The 20,365-nt window shown below is 71.7% G+C and carries 18 protein-coding genes; 4 read left to right on the top strand and 14 right to left on the bottom strand.

The features are described 5' to 3' along the window. The first annotated feature begins 81 nt into the window (after window positions 1-81). Together ACFZDJ_RS48595 and ACFZDJ_RS48590 are read left to right on the top strand one after the other, a co-directional pair. Complete coding sequence (locus ACFZDJ_RS48595) at window positions 82-1,038, top strand: SDR family NAD(P)-dependent oxidoreductase (RefSeq protein ID WP_391069224.1); 957 nt, start codon at window positions 82-84, stop codon at window positions 1,036-1,038. 17 nt (window positions 1,039-1,055) lie between these two features. Then, complete coding sequence (locus ACFZDJ_RS48590) at window positions 1,056-2,312, top strand: low temperature requirement protein A (RefSeq protein ID WP_391069221.1); 1,257 nt, start codon at window positions 1,056-1,058, stop codon at window positions 2,310-2,312. Between the two features lie 42 nt (window positions 2,313-2,354). On the opposite strand, the gene ACFZDJ_RS48585 is transcribed toward ACFZDJ_RS48590, so the two are convergent. From ACFZDJ_RS48585 to ACFZDJ_RS48530, 12 genes are all read right to left on the bottom strand, one after another. Then, a complete protein-coding gene (locus ACFZDJ_RS48585; RefSeq protein WP_391069218.1) occupies window positions 2,355-3,338 on the bottom strand; it encodes a PfkB family carbohydrate kinase in 984 nt (327 codons plus the stop codon). Window positions 3,339-3,348: 10 nt separating this feature from the next. Next, entirely contained in the window at window positions 3,349-4,254 is a 906-nt protein-coding gene (locus ACFZDJ_RS48580; protein WP_391069215.1) for an SMP-30/gluconolactonase/LRE family protein, read from the bottom strand. Then, entirely contained in the window at window positions 4,251-4,886 is a 636-nt protein-coding gene (locus tag ACFZDJ_RS48575) for a bifunctional 4-hydroxy-2-oxoglutarate aldolase/2-dehydro-3-deoxy-phosphogluconate aldolase (RefSeq protein ID WP_391069212.1), read from the bottom strand. The genes ACFZDJ_RS48580 and ACFZDJ_RS48575 overlap by 4 nt, the downstream gene beginning before the upstream one ends. A gap of 26 nt (window positions 4,887-4,912) precedes the next feature. Next, window positions 4,913-5,710: a hypothetical protein gene (locus tag ACFZDJ_RS48570; RefSeq protein WP_390939665.1), complete on the bottom strand. Its 798-nt coding sequence runs from the start codon at window positions 5,708-5,710 to the stop codon at window positions 4,913-4,915. Beyond that, complete coding sequence (gene dgoD / locus ACFZDJ_RS48565; protein WP_384920894.1) at window positions 5,704-6,849, bottom strand: galactonate dehydratase; 1,146 nt, start codon at window positions 6,847-6,849, stop codon at window positions 5,704-5,706. The genes ACFZDJ_RS48570 and dgoD overlap by 7 nt, the downstream gene beginning before the upstream one ends. Further along, entirely contained in the window at window positions 6,846-7,607 is a 762-nt protein-coding gene (locus ACFZDJ_RS48560; RefSeq protein WP_390939661.1) for an FCD domain-containing protein, read from the bottom strand. Before ACFZDJ_RS48560 ends, dgoD begins: the two co-directional genes overlap by 4 nt. A 49-nt stretch (window positions 7,608-7,656) precedes the next feature. Continuing rightward, window positions 7,657-8,415 carry a glucose 1-dehydrogenase gene (locus ACFZDJ_RS48555; protein WP_391069208.1) on the bottom strand — a complete coding sequence of 253 codons (759 nt, stop codon included), beginning with the start codon at window positions 8,413-8,415 and terminating at the stop codon, window positions 7,657-7,659. 76 nt (window positions 8,416-8,491) lie between these two features. After that, on the bottom strand, window positions 8,492-10,603 hold the full coding sequence (locus ACFZDJ_RS48550; protein ID WP_391069205.1) for an alpha-galactosidase: 2,112 nt from the start codon (window positions 10,601-10,603) through the stop codon (window positions 8,492-8,494). Then, window positions 10,600-11,523: an ABC transporter permease subunit gene (locus ACFZDJ_RS48545; protein ID WP_390939655.1), complete on the bottom strand. Its 924-nt coding sequence runs from the start codon at window positions 11,521-11,523 to the stop codon at window positions 10,600-10,602. The genes ACFZDJ_RS48550 and ACFZDJ_RS48545 overlap by 4 nt, the downstream gene beginning before the upstream one ends. Further along, a complete protein-coding gene (locus ACFZDJ_RS48540) occupies window positions 11,520-12,419 on the bottom strand; it encodes a carbohydrate ABC transporter permease (RefSeq protein ID WP_168504689.1) in 900 nt (299 codons plus the stop codon). Before ACFZDJ_RS48540 ends, ACFZDJ_RS48545 begins: the two co-directional genes overlap by 4 nt. A 2-nt stretch (window positions 12,420-12,421) precedes the next feature. Continuing rightward, entirely contained in the window at window positions 12,422-13,714 is a 1,293-nt protein-coding gene (locus ACFZDJ_RS48535) for an extracellular solute-binding protein (RefSeq protein ID WP_390939653.1), read from the bottom strand. A gap of 215 nt (window positions 13,715-13,929) precedes the next feature. Beyond that, entirely contained in the window at window positions 13,930-16,044 is a 2,115-nt protein-coding gene (locus tag ACFZDJ_RS48530) for a glycoside hydrolase family 27 protein (protein ID WP_391069202.1), read from the bottom strand. A 358-nt stretch (window positions 16,045-16,402) separates the two neighbouring features. Here ACFZDJ_RS48530 and msrA point away from each other — a divergent pair, with 358 nt between their 5' ends. After that, the gene (gene msrA / locus ACFZDJ_RS48525; RefSeq protein WP_075029982.1) at window positions 16,403-16,915 is read left to right on the top strand and encodes a peptide-methionine (S)-S-oxide reductase MsrA; all 513 of its coding nucleotides are present in this window, start codon (window positions 16,403-16,405) and stop codon (window positions 16,913-16,915) included. 128 nt (window positions 16,916-17,043) lie between these two features. Here msrA and ACFZDJ_RS48520 read toward each other — a convergent pair whose 3' ends face one another. Continuing rightward, window positions 17,044-17,934, bottom strand: a complete 891-nt coding sequence (locus ACFZDJ_RS48520) for a helix-turn-helix domain-containing protein (RefSeq protein WP_391069199.1) — start codon at window positions 17,932-17,934, stop codon at window positions 17,044-17,046. A 132-nt stretch (window positions 17,935-18,066) separates the two neighbouring features. Between ACFZDJ_RS48520 and ACFZDJ_RS48515 the strand changes: the two genes are divergently transcribed. Beyond that, window positions 18,067-18,990 carry an SDR family NAD(P)-dependent oxidoreductase gene (locus tag ACFZDJ_RS48515; RefSeq protein ID WP_391069196.1) on the top strand — a complete coding sequence of 308 codons (924 nt, stop codon included), beginning with the start codon at window positions 18,067-18,069 and terminating at the stop codon, window positions 18,988-18,990. 308 nt (window positions 18,991-19,298) lie between these two features. Here the strand turns inward: ACFZDJ_RS48515 and ACFZDJ_RS48510 are convergent, their stop codons facing one another. Next, window positions 19,299-20,093 (bottom strand): SDR family NAD(P)-dependent oxidoreductase, encoded by a 795-nt coding sequence (locus ACFZDJ_RS48510; RefSeq protein ID WP_384920922.1) that lies wholly within the window; start codon window positions 20,091-20,093, stop codon window positions 19,299-19,301. Window positions 20,094-20,365: the final 272 nt, after the last annotated feature.

Below are 20,365 nucleotides of genomic sequence, written 5' to 3'. Positions count from 1 at the left end.
GCGGCCCTCGCACTTCTCAAGCCACTAAGCAACTCAAGCAACTCAAGCAACTCAAGTCATTCACATCAGGAGACTCACCTCATGTCCGTGCCTCAGACGCCCCACATGTTCGGGGCAAGTACCACCGCCGCCGAGGTAATCGATGGTGTCGACCTGCACGGCCGCCGGGCCGTGGTGACCGGGGCCAGTTCCGGAATCGGGGTGGAGACGGCCCGGGCGCTCGCCGCGGCGGGCGCCGACGTCACCCTGGCCGTGCGGGACACCGACGCGGGTGCCCGCGTGGTGGCACGGCTGGAAGCCGAACTGCCGCCCAAGTCGGGCCAGTTGACAGTCGGGCGGCTCGACCTGGCCGACCGGTCGACGGTCGCGGCGTTCGTGGCGGCCTGGCACGGCCCGTTGCACATCCTGGTCAACAACGCCGGAGTGATGGCCCCGCCGGAACTCATCCGCACACCTGACGGCCGGGAAACGCAGTTCGCCGTCAACCACCTGGGCCACTTCGCCCTCGCCGTCGGCCTCCACCCGGCACTCGCGGCGGCTGACGGCGCACGGATCGTCTCGGTCGCCTCGATCGGACACCTCTTCTCCCCGGTCGTCTTCGACGACCTGGACTACCGCTTCCGCCCGTACGACCCCTGGACCTCCTACGGGCAGTCGAAGACCGCCAACGTCCTGTTCGCCGTCGGTGCCGCCGAGCGGTGGGCCGACGACGGCATCACCGCCAACGCGCTGATGCCGGGCAACATCGCGGACACGTCCCTGGCCCGGCACATGGACATGCAGCAGGTGGCCGACTTCATCGCCTCGGGCGAACTCGCACTGCCACCGCAGAAGACCGTGGAGCAGGGCGCCGCGACCTCGGTGCTGTTGGCGGCCTCACCGACGGTGGAGGGCATCACCGGCCGCTATTTCGAGGACTGTGCGCAGTCCGAGCAGGTCACCGAGCGAGCCGGTGCCGTCGCCGGCGTCGCACCGTACGCCCTGGACCCGGAGAACGCCGCCCGGCTCTGGGCGGTGTCCGAAGCGCTCGTCCGCTAGAGCTCTACGCTGCCGACATGACCTCACGACACGAGCAGTGGACCCGGCTGCGCCGTCAGCTGTGGCAGCCTCCGCGCGCGCATGGCGAGCAGCCGCGCGAGCGCGTGGTCGGTCCGCTCGAACTGTTCTACGACCTGGTCGTGGTCGTGCTGGTCGCCCAGGCCGCCCATCACTTGGCCGGGGACCTCGACGGGCACGGTCTGGGTCTGTTCGCCGCGGTGTTCGCGCTGGTGTGGATCGCCTGGTTCAACGGCACCCTCCACCACGAACTGCACGGGCGCGAGGATGCCCGCGGCCGGAGCATGTTCCTGCTGCAGATCCTCGTGCTCGTCCCGCTGGGCGCGTTCATCCCCGAGGCAGGCGGCGCACGCGGAGTCGCGTTCGCCGTGACCGCGGGGGTGCTGTTCGCGGTGCTGGCGGTGCTCTGGCTGCTCGCCGCACGCGGTGACAGCCCCGAATTCCGCCGCCCCAGCAGGCTGTTCGTGACCGGGACGGCAGCCTGCGCGGTCGTCCTGGCCGCGAGCGCCGCCCTGCCCGCGGACGTCCGCGTGCTGACGTGGGGCCTTTTGGCCGTCGCCTACCTGGCGGGGTTCGCGGTCATGATCGGTACGGCCACTCCGGTCCAGGCTGTCGCGCTCAGCGTGACCGACGCGCTCACCGAACGGTTCGGGCTGTTCATCATCATCGTGCTCGGCGAGACCGTGACCGGCGTCGTCGACGGACTGGCCCACGAGCCGACCAACGCGCTCACCCTCGCCGTCGGGCTCGTCGCCGTCGTCATCGGCTTCGGTGCCTGGTGGACGTACTTCGACTTCGCCGGACACCGGCGGCCGCGGCCCACCCGCGCGAGCACCGTGCAGTGGATGCTGGTTCACATGCCGCTCACGGCCGCGGTGGCCGCCATGGGCGCCGCGATGGTCGGCCTCGTCGAGCACGCCCACGACAGCCGGACCCCCACCGCCACGGCCTGGGTACTCTGCGGCGGCGCGGCCGTCGTGCTCTGCGCGACGATGGTGCTCGCCGCCTCCCTGCGCGTCTGGCGTGAGGAACGCGGGCTCTACCGGCCGCTGGCCCGCACCTGCCTCATCGTGGCCGTCGTATGCCTGGCACTCGGCGCCGCGCACCCGGCACCCCTCGTTCTCGGCCTCGCCCTCGTCCTCGTCTTCGGTGTCCCCTGGGGACTCGCCGTGGCATACCGCCTGACCCACGAAGAGGAATCCACCGCCGAGGAAGTGCCGGCGGTTGCGGAACATCAGAACGACAACCGGCACTGAGCCCCGCGCTCGAAGCACCCCGGACGGTCCCCTCCGGGGGACTCAGTCGATCACGGCGCCCCGCCAGGTCTCCTCGTCGGCGTCCAGGAGCGCCGCGACGAGGGCGGGGTCCGGCAACGGGCCGTGGTCGGCGGCGACCCTCAGGGCCGAGGCCGCGGTCAGATGGCCCAGCCGCAGGGCGCGGTCCACAGGCAGCTGCCGCAGCAGGCCGCTGAGGAATCCCGCGGCGAAGGCATCGCCGGCGCCGACCGGCTCGGCGACGCGCACGGTCAGGGCGGGCACGCTGTGGGCCGCGGCCCCCACAAAGGCGGTGGCGGCGCGGTCCCCGTCCTTCACGACGAGGACGCGCGGGCCGGACAGGAGGTCACGGACCTGTTCGGCGTGGGTGATCCCGTCCCCCCACAGGGCCTGGGCCTCGTCGAGGCCGACGAGCACGATGTCGGCCTGGTCCGCGAGCGGCCGCAGCACGTCGGCGGCGGACCGGCCGTCCCACAGCGCGGGGCGGTGGTTGACGTCGAAGCTGACGGGCCACGGGCGGTCGGGGCGCAGCGCGCGTTCGACGAGGGCGCGGCAGCCGGGCGACAGGGCGGGGGTGATGCCGCTGAGGTGGACGAGCGCGGCGCCCGCCACCGCCGGGTCGTCGAGCACGTCGGGGGTGAGGGCCGAGGCGGCGGATCCGGCGCGGTGGTAGCGGACGCGGGTGCCGTGCCCGCCCGGGCTCGGGTCCTTGAGCAGCAGTCCGGTGGGCCGCCGCGGGTCGGTGCGGACGCCGCTCACGTCGACGCCGCCCGCGGCGATCCGGGCGCGGACGCGGCGGCCGAAGGGGTCGTCGCCGACCGCGGAGACCCAGCGGGCGGGGACGCCGTGGTCGGCGAGGTAGAGGGCGACGTTCGACTCGGCGCCCGCGATGTCGACACGCAGCAGGTCGGCGCCGTCCAACGGCCCGAGGGGGTCGGGGGCGAGGGCGGCCATGGTCTCGCCGACGCAGACCACGGGGCCGGGGCGCAGTGGCCAGTGGGTGCTCATGGTGGGCTTCCTAGGGAGTGCCGGCGCGATCCGCCGGGGCCGGAGCGGACGGGAACGCAGGGCGGTACGGGGCGGCCGGGGCGCCGGGAACGTCCACCCGGACCGCGAAGACGGCTCCGTCGAGGGGGCCCGGAACGGGCAGGCCGATGTGCGCGCTGGTGACGAGGAGCGTACGTCCGTCGGGGCCGCCGAGGCAGAGTCCTGCGGGCTGCCCGGCGGGAAGGTCGACGATCCGGTCGAGGCTGCCGTCGGGGCGGTAGCGGTGGACCTGCCCGGTGCCCCAGACGGCGGTCCACAGGCAGCCTTCGATGTCGGTGGTCATGCCGTCGGGGCTGCCGGAGCCGAGGGTGACGAAGGGTTCGGGGGTGCCCGGGTCGCCGCTCACGGGGTCGACCGGGTAGCGGCGGATGACGCCCCGGGCGCTGTCGGCGAGGTACATGACGGTGCCGTCGGCGCTGAAGGCCGGGCCGTTGGGGATCGTGACGTCCCGCAGGACGCGGGTGACGCGCCCGTCGCGGTCCAGGCGGTACAGGGAGCCCGCGTCCTCGGTGGCCTCGTACGCCATGCTGCCCGCCCAGAAGCGGCCGTGCGGGTCGGCGGCGCCGTCGTTCATCCGCATCGGCACGGGTGCGCCCTCTTCGGGGCGCGCGATCCAGTCGGCGTGGCCCGTGGGGTCGATGCGGCAGATGCCGGGGCCCGCCGCCGCGATCCAGTGGCCGGGTTGCCCCTCCACCGGTGCGACGGCACCCAGTGGGCAGGGCAGTCGGGTGATCGGGGCGAGCGGCGTGTCGGGTCCTTCGGGCACGGCGAGCAGTCGGCCGGTGAGGATGTCGGTCAGCACGGCGCGGCCGTCCGTCCAGCGGATGCCCTCGCCCAGTTCGAGGCGGTCGGTCCCCAGGACCGCGGGGGCGGTCACGGGCGGGCGTCCGCGCGGACGACGTCCAGGAAGGCGCGGGCGCGCTCGCGCAGGGCGGTGAGGTCGCCGCCCTCGGCGGCGTCGCCGATCAGGGGCGATCCGACGCCGACGGCTATGGCTCCCTCGCGCAGGTAGTCGGCGGCTGCCGCCGCGTCCACTCCCCCGACGGGTACGAAGGGCAGGTCCGGGAAGGGTCCGCGCAGGTCCCGCAGATATCCGGGGCCCCCGGCGCTGCCTGCCGGGAAGAGCTTGAGGGCGTCGGCGCCGAGCCGCTGTGCCTGGAGGATGTCGGTGGGGGTCATCACGCCGGCGAGCACGGGGAGTTCGAGTTCCCGCCCGGTGGCGATGCCGTCGCTGACCCCCGGGGTGACGAGGAAGGCGGCGCCGGCCTTCTGGGCGGCTCGGGCGTCGTCTGAGCCGAGCACGGTTCCGGCGCCGAGTGTGGCGTCGGGGCCGAGCGCGGCGCGGGCCCGGGCGATGACGTCGAGTGCGTCGCGCCCGGAGAGGGAGACCTCGATGAGGGTGACGCCCTCCTCTGCGAGGGTGAGCACGGTGGTCAGCGCGGCGTCCGGGTCGCTGCCGCGGACGATGGCGAGGAGCCGGTGGGCGCGTAGCGCGGCGAGCAGGTTCATCCGACATCCCTTCTGGTGATGAGGGTTCAGGTGCGGCGGGTCGCGGTGACGGTGAGCCGCCAGGTGACCTCCCCGGTCGGCGGCACGACGGCGGTGTCGCCGGCGTCCGCCGCGGCGCGGTCGAAGACGCGGCCGAGCATCGGCTCGACGCCGATCGAGCGGTACGGCGCGCCCTGGGGGAAGCCGCCGAGGTTGCGCCAGAGGGCGACCGCGACCGGTTGCCCGTCGGCCTCGACGGACAGGTGCAGCGTGTCTGCGCCGTCGTGCACGGACACCCGGGAGGTGAGGACGACCGCTCCGACGGCGCTCCCGTCGTCCGGGCCGATGCGGTCCAGCGGTACGCCGTCGACGCTGGGCCAGTTGCCGGCGACCCAGCGGTCGCCCTCGTCCGGGTAGAGCCGGGTCACCGCCGGTCCGACGACGCCGATCCGGGCGGCCGGGGAGAGGTCCAGCAGGGCGTGGGCGGCCCACACGAAGCGGTAGCCGGGCTCGGCGGCGAGCGTGTAGTCGGCGACGAGCGCGTCCCCTCGCTCGCCGATGCGCCGGGTCAGGCGGAAGTCGGGGCACTCCGCGACGTCCTCCTCCCCCGCCCTCCGCCAGGGCCGCGACCAGGTGTCCCCGTGGTCGGGCAGCCCGCGCACGGTGGGCACGCACTCCTCCAGACCGCCGGCGTCGGCGAATGGGTCACCGGGCCGGACCACGCGGCGGCGGGGCTCGTCGCGGTGCCACAGCCACTCGCGGCCGCCCGCGGTCAGCGACGTCCAGCGTCCGCCGTGGTCCGGGTCGGTGGTGACGTGGACGGGCAGCCGCGTGGCGCTCACCATTCGGCGAAGGAGCCGTCGGCGTGCCGCCAGACGGGGTTGCGCCAGGCGTGGCCGGACCGGTCTGCCGCGCGGACCGCGTCCTCGTCGACGGCGATGCCGAGTCCGGGCCCTCCGGTGCGGTGCGCCTGGCCGTCGACGAAGCGGAAGGGCTCGGTGTCGACCAGGTAGGACAGCAGGTCGGCGTCCTTGTTGTAGTGGATGCCCCGACTCTGCTCCTGGATCAGGAAGTTGGGCGTGGCGAAGGCGACCTGGAGGCTGGCTGCCAGCGCGATGGGACCGAGCGGGCAGTGCGGCGCCAGGTGAGCCCCGAAGGTCTCGGCGAGCGAGGCGATCCGGGTGACCTCCGATATCCCTCCGGCGTGCGACAGGTCCGGCTGGGCGACGGCGACGCCCGCGGTCAGCACCGGGAGGAAGTCGGCCCGCCCGTACAGCCGTTCGCCGGTGGCCAGCGGCACGGACGAGGCGGCGACCAGCCCGGGCAGCAGGTGTGCCTGCTCGGGCAGGACGGGTTCCTCGACGAACAGCGGGTGCAGCGGGGCCATCTCGTGGAGCACGCGCCGCGCGTTGGCGGCGCTGAAGCGGCCGTGGAAGTCGACGGCGACGTCGCGGTGCGGGCCCAGGGCCTCGCGGGCGGCCGCCACGCGCTCGACGACGGCAGCCGTCTCGGCGGGGGTGCCGATCGGCGGGGTGCGCCCGGCGGCGTTCATCTTGACGGCGGTGAAGCCGGCCTCCACCTGGGCGGTGACCTCTTCCTTGAGCCGCTCGGGTTCGTCGCCGCCGACCCAGGCGTACACCCGGACGGTGTCGCGGACCGGGCCCCCGAGCAGGGTGTGCACCGGCACCCCGAGGGCGCGGCCGGCGATGTCCCACAGGGCCTGGTCGATGCCGGCGACGGCGCTGGAGAGGACCGGGCCGCCCCGGTAGAAGCCGCCCTTGCTCAGCACCTGCCAGTGGTCCTGGATGCGCAGCGGGTCCTGGCCCACCAGGTACTCCGCCAGCACCTCGACGGCTGAGCGGACCACCTCGGCCCGGCCCTCCACCACCGGTTCGCCCCAGCCGACGACGCCGTCGTCGGTCTCGATGCGGCAGAACAGCCACCGGGGCGGGACGAGAAAGGTCTCGACGCGCGCGATCTTCACTGTGCCTGGCCGTCCTTCTCATCGGCGGAGCCGTCCTCGCCCGCGGGCGTGGACGGACCGCTGAGCTTGTCGAGGTCGCGCGTCGCCTGGTCGAGCAGGGCACGCATGGCGTGTTCCGCGCCGTCGGGGTCCCGGTCGCGCACGGCGTCGAGGACGGCTCGGTGGCTGGGGACCGGGTCCTCGCTGTGGGGGGCGCTGTGCACGAGCCGGTCGCGCTGGGCGAGACCCGACTCGATGACCATCTCCATACGTTCCAGCAGTTCGTTGTGCGTGGCCGCGAGCAGCGCCCGGTGGAAGGCGAGGTCGGCCTCGACGGCGTCGCTCGCGCCGCCCTCCTGGCCCATTGCGGTCAGTGCCGCCTCCAGTGCCTCGAGGTCGGAGTCGGTGCGGCGGGCCGCGGCCAGCCGCACGGCGGCGGGTTCGATGATGCCGCGGACCTCGCCGAGGTTGCGGAGCAGCGCGAGGTCGGCGCCGGTGCCGTTGTTCTCGGAGAACTGCCAGCGCAGCACGTCGGCGTCGAGCAGGTTCCAGTCGGAGCGTGGCCGGACGAACGTGCCGCGCTTCTGCCGGGCGTCGACCATGCCCTTGGCCGCGAGCACCTTGAGCGATTCGCGCAGGGCCGTCAGGCTGACGTCGAGTTCGCTCTGCAGGGCCGCCATGTCGAGCGTCGCTCCCTCGGGGATCTCGCCGCTGAGCACCCGGCGGGCAAGTGTCTCCACGGTCTGGCCGTGCACTCCGCGGCGCGCGTATGGCGTCATGTGTTTGCCTTTCTGGCTGGTCGGTCGGTGGCTGGAGCGGTCGGTTCCGTCAGGCGGAGGCCTTGGTGACGCTCCAGCCGCCGTCCACGAGCAGGCTTGATCCGGTGATGTAGGAAGCCTCGTCGGCGGCGAGGAAGGCGACGGCGGCGGCGGCCTCCTCGGGGGTGCCGAAGCGGCGGGCCGCGGTCTCGGCGACGCTGACCTCGCGCTCGGCCTGCGGGACCCGGTCCCAGGCGGCGGTCAGGATCGGTCCCGGCAGCACGGCGTTGACGCGGACCTCGGGGCCGTACTCGACGGCGAGCTGACCGCACAGCGACAGCAGCGCTCCCTTGCTCGCCGCGTACGCCGGGTGACCGGGGATCCCCCGGTGGGCGTGGACGGAGGAGACGAGCACCACGGCCCCCTGGTGCTCGCGCAGGTCGGGCAGTGTCGCCCTGAAGCCTAGGAAGGCGCCGGTGAGGTTGACCGAGAGCTGCCGTTCCCAGGAGGCGAGGCTGGTCTCGTGGGCCGGTGCGACCGTCACTGTGTACGCGTTGCTGACCAGAACTCCCACGGGCCCGAAGGTGTGGGCGGCGGTGATCACCCGCTGCCAGTCGTCCTCGCTCGCGACGTCGGCGGCGACGAAGTGGGTCCGGGCCCCGTCCTTGCGCAGGCGCTCGGCGGTTTCCTCGCCGCGTTCGGCGGCGATGTCGACGAGGACGACGGCCGCGCCCTCCGCGGCGAGGCGTGCCGCGGTGGCCGCGCCGATGCCCGACGCGGCGCCGGTGACGACGGCGACGCGGTTGGTGAAGCGGGCGGCTGGGTTCATGAGGTGGGTCGTCTCCTTTTCGAGGGGGAGGTGGAATGCAGATGTTCGAGAGGCGGTGCGGATTCTTCCGTGGTCGTCACTGCCGGGCCAGCACGGTCAGCTCCGCGTCGTGTCCGGCGGTCCAGGCGAACGGCAGCCCCGAGTGGAGCAGGTACGCGCCGCTGTAGCGGGTGCCGGTGGCGGTGTCGGTGTAGCCGGCCTCCGGCCTCAGACCGCGCAGTCGGAGCCGGGCGGCCCGGCCGGGCACCAGGGGCGCGCCGTCGAGCGGTCCGGTGTTCCAGGCCGTCACCACCAGGCGGGCACCGCCCGGTTCCTCGTACTGGATGCCGCAGGTCGGGTCGGCGGGGCTGCCGAGCAGGCTCACCTCGCCGTGGTGGACGATGTCGCGAATCTCCTTGTAGCGGGCGATCCACTCGGTGGCCTCGGCGTGCTGCTGCGGCGTCCAGTGGCGTATGTCGGCGCCGATGCCCAGGACTCCGGCGATGGAGTTGACGAACCGGAAGGCGAGGGAGCGGGGGCGCGGGTCGAAGACGCCGGGGGCGTCGGTGACCCAGGAACTCATGGTGTGCGGGGCGTGTGCGTGGAGGTAGCCGTACTGGATGCGCAGCCGGTCCATGGGTGCGGTGTTGTCGCTGGGCCACATGACGTCGGTGCGGGCGAGGGTGGCGTGCTCGACGCGGGCGCCCCCGCCGGCGCAGCCCTCGACGGTGACGTGCGGGTGGGCGGTGCGCAGGTGCTCCAGGACGCGCAGGTAGCCGGCGACATGGGCGGCGTCGAGGTCCTGGAGCTCGGGGTCGGGACCGGCGGGGTGACCGGGGCGGCCACGCTCGGTGGGTGGCCGGTTCATGTCCCACTTGAGGTAGCTGATGGCGTACGAGCCGAGCAGCCGGTCGAGGGTGGCGATGACGAACTCCTGGACGTCCTCGCGGCCGAGGTCGAGCAGAAGCTGGTTGCGTACGAGCCTCGCCGGTCGGCCCTCGATCCGGTACACCCACTCGGGGTGCTCGGCGTAGAGCCTGGAGCGGGGGCTGATGCCCTCCGGCTCCACCCAGAGGCCGAAGTCCATGCCGAGGGCGCGGATGTCCTCGACGAACCGGTCGAACCCGCCGGGGAATTCGGCCGGGTCCGGGTCCCAGTCGCCGAGGCCGCCGGTGTCGTCGGGGCGCCCGGTGAACCAGCCGTCGTCGACGACGAAGAGTTCGGCGCCCAGGTCCGCGGCCGTCTTGGCGAGCTCCAGCTGTCCTGCGGCGTCGACGTCGAAGCCGGTCGCCTCCCAGGAGTTGTAGAGGACCTTGCGCTGCCGGTGGATGCGCTCGCCGGTGAGGTGCCGCTCGTAGCGGTGCCAGACGCGGGCCAGTCCGTCGAGCCCGTCCGGGCTGAAGGCGCAGGCCAGCCGGGGTGTGACGAGGGTGGCGCCGGGGGCGAGGCGGACCGCGCCCTCGTGCGGCACGCGGCCGGCGCGCACCCGTACGGCGCCGCCGGGCTCGGCGTCGGCGGTGATCCGCCAGTTGCCGGACCACTCCAGGGCGATGCCGTACGTGGGGGTGGCGCCCTCGGCGGGGGCGGCGGCGTCCTGGACCGCGAGCCAGGGGTGGTACGCGTGCCCGGCCGAGCCCTGGGTGCTCTCCATCTCGAAGCGGCCGCGCTCCAGCTCCATGTGCTTCAGCTGGAACTCCTGCGACCACTGTCCGGCCAGGTACGTCAGCCGCGCGCCGCCCTGGACGGGCACGTTGACGGCGGCGGAGTCGAAGCGCTCCAGGCGTACCTCGGTCTCGCCGGTGCAGGTCAGCTCCGTCCAGCGCAGGACGACGTCCGTGCCGGGCACCGTCTCGTAGCGGAGTGTCGTGCGCAGCCCGAGGACGTCGTCGGCGAACTCCAGGCGCAGCGCCCGGTCGCCGTCCTGCGTGGCGCCGGTGAATCGCCACCAGCTGCCGCGGTCGCCGCCGGGGCGGGAGGCGACCAGGTCGGCGCCGGTGAACGGCCGCAGCCCGTACGGGATGTACTCGGCCGGGGCGGCGTCGGCGGGGACGATGAAGTGGGTGCGCCGCGACCAGTCCATGGGCGACGGCCCGTCCTCGACACCGTGCGGCCCCCAGTCGGCGAGTTCGGCCCAGCGGTCGTCGCCGCCGAGGGTGACTGCGTAGGTGGTGGTGTCGGTGCGCAGCAGCCACCGGTCGTGCACGGTCACTTGACGGCTCCGAGGTTCAGTCCGGCCACGAAGTGGCGCTGGAAGCGGAGGAAGACGGCCACCGTCGGGGCGGCGGCGATCACCGAGCCGGCCGCGATGACGTTCCACATGGACACGTACTGGCCCTGCAGCCCGATGAGGGAGGCGGTGATGGGCATCTGGGTGTCGGTGCGCAGCACCGTGATGGCCCACAGCAGGTCGTTGAAGATCCAGGTGAACGACAGGGCGGTCAGCGCGGCCAGCGCCGGGCGGGCCAGCGGCAGGATGACCCGCCAGTAGATCTGCCACGGGTTCGCGCCGTCGATGACGGCGGCCTGCTGGATCTCGCTGGGGATCGCCCGCATGAAGCCGTGCAGGACGAAGACGTAGAAGCCGACGCCGAAGCCGACCTGTACGCCGATCAGGGCGTACAGCTGGTCGTAGATGCCGAGCAGTTCGCTGAGCTTGGAGACCGGGATCAGCAGGATCTGCGGGGGCAGCAGGTTGCCGCCGAGCATGAGCAGCAGTAGGACGCGCCGGAAGGGCAGGTCGTAGCGGCTGAGCGCGAAGGCCGCCATGGAGGCGAGGCCGAGCGAGAGCAGCACGGTGGGGATGGTGACCAGCATGCTGTTGATGAGGGCGCGCTGCTGGCCGCCGTCCACCCACGCCTGCCGGAAGCTGTCGAAGGTGAACGAGTGCGGCCAGCTGCCGACGCCGTGCGCGGCGATGTCGTCGAACGTCCGGGTGCTGGTGACCAGGACGAGGGCGATCGGCAGCAGCCACAGCGCGGACAGCAGGCCCGCGGAGAGGTGGAAGCCGGCGGTACGCAGGGCGCGGCCGCTCAGGGCGGGGCGGCGGGGTTCCGCGGCCTTGGCGGGGCGGAGCTCGCCTGCCGGGCCCTCGGAGTCCTTGGCGTGCGCGGTGGCGTGGGTGGCGGTCATGAGTCGGCCTCCCGGAAGGCGCGCACGAGGTAGCTCGCGATGACGCCGAAGGCCAGCACGAAGATGACGACGGCGAGTGCGGAGCCGTATCCCAGGCGCAGAGACTGGAACGCGGTGGAGTACATGTAGGTGCTCAGCAGTTCGGAGGAGTGGTACGGGCCGCCGCGGGTGAGCGCCCACACCACGTCGAACGAGCGCAGCGAGTCGATGACGATCACCGACAGGACGACCGCGTTGACGCTGCGCAGCTGCGGCAGGGTGATGTGCCGGAACTGCTGCAGGCGGGTGGCGCCGTCGACCTTCGCCGCCTCGTAGAGCACGGGGTCGATGCCCTTGAGGCCGGCCAGGTACAGCACCATCACGTAGCCGACCTGGCGCCACAGCGCGGGCACGATCACCGCGTAGAAGGCGGTGTCCTGGTCGGCGAGCCAGGCATGCTTCCAGCCGCCCAGACCGATCGCTTGCAGCACGTTGTTGATCAGGCCGTCCGGCTGGTACATGGCCTGCCACACCAGCGCGGTCGCGACCAGTGAGAAGACCACCGGGAGGAAGAGCGCCGCCCGGTAGAACCCGATGCCGCGCCGCTCCTGCTGGAGCAGCAGCGCGGCACCGAGCCCGAGGGCGGCGGAGAGCCCGCCGAAGAGCAGCAGCCACAGCACCGTGTTGATCGCGGCGGTGCGGAAGACCTCGTCGTGCACCATCTCGCTGAAGTTGCCGAGGCCGACGAACTTCGGGGCCGACAGACCGTCCCATGAGGTCAGGGAGAGGTAGAAACCCTGGAGGGCCGGCCAGAAGACCCAGAACGCCTCGGCGAGCAGCGGGACGAGGACGAAGGCCAGGACCACCGGGGGCACCCGCGTGGCCCTGGACCGTCGTGTGGAGCCGATCAAAGCCATTGTCACTGGCTCCAGATCTTCTGTGCGCTGCGCTGCCACGTGGTGAGGATGGAGCCGATCTCCTTGGGCTTGGCCAGGTAGTGCACGAGCGCCGTGTCGGCGGTCGGCTGGAGCGCGTCGCTGGAGTCCCGGTTGAAGAACTGCGTCACGTCGGTGGCGCTTGCGATGAGTTTGCGGCCCTTGAGGACCAGCGGGGTGCCGGCGTCCTTGGCGTCCGGGTGCGTGGGCAGCGCGGTGCCGGAGGAGTTCTTGAGGTACAGCTCCTGTGCCTCGGCGGAGGCCAGGTAGCGCAGCAGCTCCTTGACGCCGTCGGCGCGCTTGGTGCGGGCGCTGGCGAAGTAGCCGTCCGTGGGCGCCTCCTCGGCGACCGGCACCTTCGGGTCGATGATGGGGAACTGGAAGAAGTCCAGGTCACCCAGGGCGTCCTTGGGGGCGGCGTCGGCGAAGAAGGTACCGATGAGCATCATGCCGGTGCGGCCCTGGAGGAGCGAGGTCGTGGCGTCCTGGAAGGGGATGGCCGTGCCGTTGGGGTCGAAGAACGGGCGGGCCTCGTCCCACTTGTCGAAGACCTTGCGGACCTCGGGGTCGTCGAAGCGGTGCTTGCCCGCCAGGAGTTCGCGGTGGTACGCGGCGCCGTTGATGCGGATGTTGAGGTAGTCGAACCAGGTGGAGGCCACCCACGGGGTGTCGCCGCCGGCGCCGAGGCCGATCGGGGCGACGCCCTTGCTCTTGAGCTTGTCGCACAGGTCGAGGAACTCGTTCCAGGTCTTGGGCTCCTTGACGCCCCACTTGGCGAAGTTCGACTTCCGGTAGAACACGCCCCACCAGTAGTAGCTGGTGGGCACGAAGACCTTCTTGCCGCTGGAGGCCGAGGTGCACAGCTTCTTCAGCGCGTCGGAGTAGCCGGCGAGCTCGGGCTTCTCCCATATGTCGTCGAGGCCGAGGAGCAGGTCCTTCTTGGCGTACGACTCGGCGACGGAGCCGGGGTACCAGGTGTAGGCGTCCGGCGGGTTGGCCGAGGTGAGGTAGGTCGGCAGCTGCGTGCGGAACGTCTCCGACGCGACCGTGTTGAGCTGGGCCCTGGCGTCGCCGCGCTTGTCGAAGGCGGCGACGACCGCCTGCATCGCGGTCTTGGCCTGCGGAGAGGAGAGGTTGGACTGCAGGGTCACCGGGCCGCCGGACTTTCCTCCGGAGGCGGACGGGCTCTGGGTGACGCAGCTGCTGAGCAGCGCGCCGGCGCCGACAGCGCCGGCTCCTACGAGGAATCTGCGGCGGTTGGCGTTGAAGGCGGTCATCTATGTACTCCCTAAGTGCCCACGGAACGGAACTGAGGCCCCCTGACGGCCCGGCTCCCCCTGCGGCAGGCACAGCCTGTCGCAGGGGTCCGGGCACCGTCAAGATTAATTACTAATTTATTTCTTGGAGGGTGTGCCTCCGGGCCGAACAAAGCCAGGAGGCACACCTGTTGGTGCCGGGTGGTGAGAGGTGGGGCGGAGCGAGCGCGCCGAGCTCAGAGCTCGGTCTGGTGGACGCGGCCGTCCACCCCGCGGTAGGCGGCCAGCACGCCACCGTCCGGCCCGGCTACGGCGCCGAGCGCGCCGTCGAAGGCACCGCTGACGAAGTCGGTGTCCTTGCTCCAGCCGGCCCAGCCGCCGTCGGCGGTCCAACGGCGCGTCCAGAGCGTGTAGTCCCCGGCCCGCGCGTACAGGTGGACGGTGCCGCCGGAGGCCACCAGGGTCGGGCTGCCACTGGTCGTGCCGCCGAGGGCCGTCCAGTCCGACCAGGTGCCGGAGGTGTCTCGGATGCGTGACCACACCGAGTCGTCAGAGGTACGCACGGCGACGTGCAGCCGCCCGGCGTCGTCGACGACGGCCGACGGACGCCCGTAGACCGGCCGGCTCTGCGGGGCGCCGAGCGAGGTCCAGCCGGAGGCCGGGCCGCGCGACCACACACTGCCGTCCGCGCCGCGCGCGAACAGGGTCCAGCCGTCCGGTCCCCCGAAGGCCGCGGTCGGCGCGTCCGTCAGCGTCCCGCCGAGGCTCTGCCAACGCCCCCAGCGCCCGTTCGCGTACACGCGCCGGTAGGCGGTGTCGTCGGTGCCGCGCACGAAGACGTCGATCCGTCCGCCGGCCGAGGCGTACGCCGCGGGCTGGCCCAGGATGCGGCCGTGTGTCGGACCGCCGAGATCGGTGGTGGTCCGGGACGTGGACCAGTCACCGCCGCGCGCGGTCTGCGCGCGCAGCGCGCCGTCCGTGCCGCGGGTGAAGACGGTGAGCGTGTCGCCGTTGCGCACCAGGGCCGGGCTCGCCGACGAGCGGCCGGGAAGCTGCGCGCCGGGAGCCTCGTCAGTGCCGGTCAGCTTGAGGAAGGCCGTGCCGTGCGCGGGGACGCGCACCGTGTACGAGCCGGTGAAGGTGCCACGCGAGGCACGGGCCCGCAGGTCGCGCACCGCGACCTTGCCCGCGAGGCCGGCGTCCGCGAAGGTCACTGTGCGGTCCTGCGCCTGGTCGGAACGGTTGAGCAGGACGACCGCCCGCTTGCCCGCGCCGCTCAGCACCTTGCTGTAGACGTCCCCGGCCGAGTCCGTCGCCACCCGGGCACCCTGAATGCCCAGCGGGTCCTGGTCGACGGCAATGATCTCGGGGTTGCGCAGGGTGTCGATCATCGACTGCGGCAGGGTGCGCGGGTCACTGCCGAGCACGAGGGGTGAGGCCATCTCGGCCCACATCACGAACTGCGTGGTGGACTCCTCCGCCGTCAGCTCGTAGCCACCCTCGGCGAGCTTGCGCATCGGGATGAGGTAGTCGGGGTCGTTCCAGTGCCCGGGCCCCTGGGCCTCGGGGTGCCAGGCGTTGGCATCCATGTTGCGCAGGATGTTCGGCCACTCCCCCGCGGTCGGGGTGCCCCAGGCGATGTCGGTGCCGGTGCGCCAGGAGTCGGCTGTCGTCGGACCGTAGACGAAGGTGTTGTGTGCGTCCTGCTCGGGGGTGTGCGGCATGCCCCAGTCGTCGGTGAGCGGGTTGCACAGGTTGAGCAGCATCTTCCGCCCGGACTTGGCTACGGCGTCGCTGAACTCCTTGAAGGCGGGGCCCGGGTCGAGCCCCGCGCCGATGCCGCAGAGGAAGTCCACCTTGATGGCGTCGACCTTCCACCCGGCGAACTGGCGGGCGTCCTGCTCGTAGTGGCCGCGACTGCCCAGGCCGCACCACTTCCCGCCGTCGTACTCACCCGCGTCGGTGTAGATGCCCGCCTTGAGGCCGCGCTTGTGAAGGTACGTCACCAGCGCGGGGACGCCGGAGGGGAAGCGCGTGGGGTTGGCCACGAGCCGGCCCGTCTCCGGGTCGCGCGGCTGGTCCGCCTGCCAACCGCCGTCCAGCCAGACGATGTTGTAGCCGCTGTCGCGCAGCCCGCTGCTGACGAGATAGTCGGCGACCTTCTTGACCTGGTCCTCCGTCGGCGCGCCGAGCCCGTAGTAGGTGTTCCATCCCATGTACGGCGTGGGGGCGAGGCCGCTGTCGTAGTACTGCGGCGCGCCCTGGTCGTCCGCGGCGTGTGCCGCCGGAACCACCGACCCGACCAGCACCACGGCACCGAGCGCCACCACGGTCCGCCGCGGTCGCGCCATCCCTGCACGATGCGAAGTCACTGAATTCTCCCGAGAGTTGGGGGTACGGGGCACCCCGCTCCGGTCGTACCTGGGCGTCGGTGCCACGGCGGAAACTGTGCCCAGGCCCCTCAAGCCTGTCAATATTAATTGCTAATTAACTTAAAAACTGGATCTCGCGGTGACGTAGACACCACCCCCGGGACGGTTTCCGCAGGCCCCGGCGGTGCCCCGTCCCCGGCTGATCGCCGACGAGGCGGGCGGACACGGAATTGTTTGGAACCCTCACGCGCTGATGAAGCCAGCGGGCATGGGATGCCGCCGGTGTGCGAGCCGAGCAGCCCGAGTGACCGAGGCGACAGACATTGGAGGGGCCGACATGGCAGCGCAGACGCAGAGGGCCGTACTGGCGGGCGGATGCTTCTGGGGGATGGAGGACCTGATCCGCCGGCTCCCGGGCGTGACAGCGACCCGGGTCGGATACACCGGGGGTGACGTGCCGAACGCGACGTACCGTAACCACGGCACCCACGCGGAGGCCATCGAGATCCTTTTCGACCCCGAGAAGACCGACTTCCGCGCGATCTTGGAGTTCTTCTTCCAGATCCACGACCCGAGCACCAAGAACCGCCAGGGCAACGACATCGGTCTCAGCTACCGCTCGGCGATCTACTACGTGGACGACGAGCAGAAGCGGATCGCCGAGGACACCATCGCGGACGTGGACGCCTCCGGACTGTGGCCGGGCAAGGTCGTCACCGAGGTCGAGCCGGTCGGCCCCTTCTGGGAGGCCGAGCCCGAGCACCAGGACTACCTGGAGCGTTACCCCGATGGCTACACCTGCCACTTCCCGCGCCCGGGATGGCGACTGCCCGCCCGCGCGGAGGGCTGACCCCACGGAGACTGACCGCGCGAGGTGGCAGTCGGCTCACCCAGCGTGAGGAAGAAGGGCGCGTGCGTCGGCGACCGGACCGGTCGCCGATGTCCGGGATGCACAGTCGCCGATGTCCGGGGTGCACATCAGGGCATGGTGCGTCCGGGCATTCGGGTCTGGTCGTTCGAGGGCCGTGTACCGCCGACATGGTCAGGGGCGTTCATGCTGGCCAGCAGACGCAGGCGTTCTTCGGAGGCGCTGCCGGGCCGTGCGTGGTAGGTGATCAGCGTTTGCCCGCCAGTGCCCGGGACCAGCAGCTTTTCGTAGTGCAGTTCCAGCGGGCCGGCCTGGGGGTGACGAAGCAGGCTGGTGCCCGTGGTCTTGTGCTTGACGTCCTGCCGGGCCCAGAGAGTACGGAAGCGCTCGCTGCGCAGGGAGAGCTCTCCGACGATCTCGACAAGGCGCGGGTCCTCGATGTCCGCGCCGACCACCGAGCGCAGGTACGGGACGACCCGGGCGGTCATGTCTTCCCAGTCCTGATGGAGTTCCCGCATCTCGGGTTCCAGGAACGCGGCCAGAATGCCGTTGTGTCCCGGCGCGTTGAACGGTGAGAGCGCTATGGCGAGGCTGTTGGCGGCCAGGACGTCCATGTATGTGCCGTGGATGTACGCCGGGGTGAGTGGCCAGGAGTCGATGAGCGTGCGCATGCCGTCGCCGACCTGCTCCGGCTTGCGGGGCTGTTTGCGCCGCGGGCTCTTGCGTGTGGCGATCTCCAGCAGGTAGGTCGTCGCCTCCTCGTCCAGTCGCAGGGCCCGGGCGATGCTGCGCAGGACCTGCTCCGAGGGGTTCCTGTCGCGGCCCTGCTCCAAGCGGTTGTAGTAGTCGGAGCTGATGCCCGCGAGGAAGGCGACCTCCTCGCGGCGCAGCCCCGGGACACGCCGCCGGTTGCCCTGGTCCCGGGCTTCGTCGGGCTGGACCAGTTCCCTGCGGGCGCGCAGATACCGGCCCAGTGCGTTGGCGTCCGAGGCGGCTGTCATGGTTCCAGCGTACGAACGCGTTCCGGGTTCATGGGTGGCCCTGTCAGTCCCAGTCTCGCCCGGTCCTGGTTCGTCCCCCAGGGGTCGGCGCAGTATGACGGCGCAGTTCGAACGACCGGAGGAACGCATCACATGTCCCAGCTCTTCACGACCCCGCTCGGCCGCGACAGCACCGCCTCGGAGGTGATCGAAGGCGTCGACCTGTCAGGCAGGCGGGCGATCGTCACGGGCGCGGGCTCGGGCATCGGAGTCGAGACCGCCCGCGCTCTGGCGGCAGGCGGCGCCGAGGTCACGCTCGCCGTCCGCCGTCCGGAAGCCGGCGAGCAGGTCGCGGCCGACCTGCGCAAGGCCACCGGGAACGACGCGATCCACGTCGCCCGCCTGGACGTGGCCGACCTGGAATCGGTGCGGGCGCTCACCGCCCGCTGGCAGGGGCCGCTGCACATCCTGATCAACAACGCCGGCATCATGATGCCGCCGGCACTCGAGCGGGGCATCGGCGGCCACGAGCAGCAGTTCGCCACCAACTACCTGGGGCACTTCGCCCTGACCCTGGGGCTGCATCGCGCCCTCGCCGAAGGCGACGGCGCGCGCCTGGTCTCGGTCTCCTCCAGCGGCCATCTCTTCTCTCCCGTCGTCTTCGACGACATCGACTTCCGCTTCCGCCCGTACGACGCGCTCCTCGCCTACGGCCAGTCCAAGACCGCCGCCATCCTCCTGGCCGTCGAGGCGCAGCGCCTCTGGTCCGGCGACGGCATCACGGCCAACGCCCTGCACCCCGGCGCGATCGCCACCAACCTCCAGCGGCACACCGGAGGCCTGCGGACCCCCGAGCCGTACCGCAAGACGATCGAGCAGGGCGCCGCGACCACCGTGTTCCTCGCCGCTTCCCCGCTGGTCGAAGGCGTCGGCGGCCGCTATTTCGAGGACGTCAACGAAGCGCCTCGCGTCCGCACCCGACCCACCCAGTGGGGCGTCCCCGGCGTGGCCCCCTACGCGCTGGACCCGGCGAACGCCGAGCGCCTGTGGGAGCTGGCGAGCGACATCGTCCGCTGACCGGCAGAAGGCCCGACCAGGGGCGGACATGGGTGATGGAGTTCGGGCCGGCCCTAGGGCCTGTCCGGCGGATCAGGTCGAAGGAAAGTACGGGCGCCTCATAAGCGCAGGTGAGCGGGGTCTGGTGCGTCCAGCTGCAAGGCGGAGGAGGGCGTCGACGCGATGGGGGTCCCCCCTGCTCGAGCGAAGCCGAGAGCTCGGGGGAGTCGGCAACCGACGACAACGCCGCTGGGGGCACCCCCTACTCGAACAGCTTCGGGGAGAGCGTGCCAGACCCCGCGTCTCCGGCATGATCCGCCGGACAGGCCCTAGGGGAGGATGGAATCGACGTACCCTCCGTCGACCCGCAGTGCGCCGCCTGTGGTGGCGGACGCCAGGTCGGAACTCAGGTACACCACCATGTTGGCGATCTCCTCTGGTTCGATCAGGCGCTGCAACAGCGACTGCGGGCGGTGTTCTCGCATGAAGGCTCGCTGCGCCTCGTCCCAGGGAAGGTCACGGTCGACGAGTTGGTACACGAAATCCTCCACACCAGCGGTGTGGGTAGGGCCGGCGATGACGGAATTCACGGTGACGCGGGTCCCTGAGGCGTGCTTGGCGAAGCCACGGCTGACCGCGAGCAGGGCGGTCTTCGACATGCCGTAGTGGATCATCTCGGCGGGGATCACCACTGCGGAGTCACTTGCGATGTATTGGACGCGGCCCCACCCCCGTTGGATCATCTGCGGCAGGTAGGTACGGGTGAGACGGACGGCGGCCAGCACGTTCACTTCGAAGTAGCGACGCCATTCGTCGTCCGTGATCTCCAGCGGGTCCTCGGCGCCGAAGATGCCGAGATTGTTGATGAGGATGTCGACGTCCGGCAGGGCTTCCCGGGCGCCGACGGCGCCTTCCTCGGACGCGACATCGGCGGTGACCGGAAGGAAGTCGCCGTCCGGCACGTCGGCTCTGAGGTGTTTGATGGCGTCCTCGACCCTGTCCCGGTCGCGTCCGTTGACTCCGACCCGGGCGCCGGCTCGCGCGAGTCCGGCCGCGATCGCGGCTCCGATGCCTTGGGTGGATCCCGTCACCAGCGCGGTCCGTCCCGTGAGGTCCAGGCGCATGTCTTTCCCTTCCCGACGTGGGTTCGGCGACTGTCAGCCGTCATGGCACTTCTTCTCCTCGGAGTGACCGATCATGTCCGGAAACCCTGGGATGGGGCAGTACGGGTGACTGCCAGCGGCTCGTTCTCGTGTACACCGGGCTGCGCATCCGGGCGATCGACGGCACCTGGGAGCGGGTGTCCACCGCCCCGCTCCCCCGGGCCGACGCTGAAGGTGACCCAATTAAAAAAAGGTAGCGCTCATAAGGCTCGTCGAGGACCGAGCCTGCCTCG

The organism is Streptomyces sp. NPDC007896, assembly GCF_042959425.1.
Lineage (GTDB): Bacteria > Actinomycetota > Actinomycetes > Streptomycetales > Streptomycetaceae > Streptomyces.
Note: the sequence above shows the minus strand (reverse complement) of the source record. Positions and strands in the feature narration are given on the sequence as shown.

Coding starts and splice junctions, on each gene's coding strand:
- ACFZDJ_RS48595 (WP_391069224.1), top strand. CDS start 82: ATGTCCGTGCCTCAGACGCCCCACATGTTCGGGGCAAGTACCACCGCC.
- ACFZDJ_RS48590 (WP_391069221.1), top strand. CDS start 1,056: ATGACCTCACGACACGAGCAGTGGACCCGGCTGCGCCGTCAGCTGTGG.
- ACFZDJ_RS48585 (WP_391069218.1), bottom strand. CDS start 3,338: ATGAGCACCCACTGGCCACTGCGCCCCGGCCCCGTGGTCTGCGTCGGC.
- ACFZDJ_RS48575 (WP_391069212.1), bottom strand. CDS start 4,886: ATGAACCTGCTCGCCGCGCTACGCGCCCACCGGCTCCTCGCCATCGTC.
- ACFZDJ_RS48570 (WP_390939665.1), bottom strand. CDS start 5,710: ATGGTGAGCGCCACGCGGCTGCCCGTCCACGTCACCACCGACCCGGAC.
- ACFZDJ_RS48560 (WP_390939661.1), bottom strand. CDS start 7,607: ATGACGCCATACGCGCGCCGCGGAGTGCACGGCCAGACCGTGGAGACA.
- ACFZDJ_RS48555 (WP_391069208.1), bottom strand. CDS start 8,415: ATGAACCCAGCCGCCCGCTTCACCAACCGCGTCGCCGTCGTCACCGGC.
- ACFZDJ_RS48545 (WP_390939655.1), bottom strand. CDS start 11,523: ATGACCGCCACCCACGCCACCGCGCACGCCAAGGACTCCGAGGGCCCG.
- ACFZDJ_RS48540 (WP_168504689.1), bottom strand. CDS start 12,419: ATGGCTTTGATCGGCTCCACACGACGGTCCAGGGCCACGCGGGTGCCC.
- ACFZDJ_RS48535 (WP_390939653.1), bottom strand. CDS start 13,714: ATGACCGCCTTCAACGCCAACCGCCGCAGATTCCTCGTAGGAGCCGGC.
- ACFZDJ_RS48530 (WP_391069202.1), bottom strand. CDS start 16,044: ATGGCGCGACCGCGGCGGACCGTGGTGGCGCTCGGTGCCGTGGTGCTG.
- msrA (WP_075029982.1), top strand. CDS start 16,403: ATGGCAGCGCAGACGCAGAGGGCCGTACTGGCGGGCGGATGCTTCTGG.
- ACFZDJ_RS48520 (WP_391069199.1), bottom strand. CDS start 17,934: ATGACAGCCGCCTCGGACGCCAACGCACTGGGCCGGTATCTGCGCGCC.
- ACFZDJ_RS48515 (WP_391069196.1), top strand. CDS start 18,067: ATGTCCCAGCTCTTCACGACCCCGCTCGGCCGCGACAGCACCGCCTCG.
- ACFZDJ_RS48510 (WP_384920922.1), bottom strand. CDS start 20,093: ATGCGCCTGGACCTCACGGGACGGACCGCGCTGGTGACGGGATCCACC.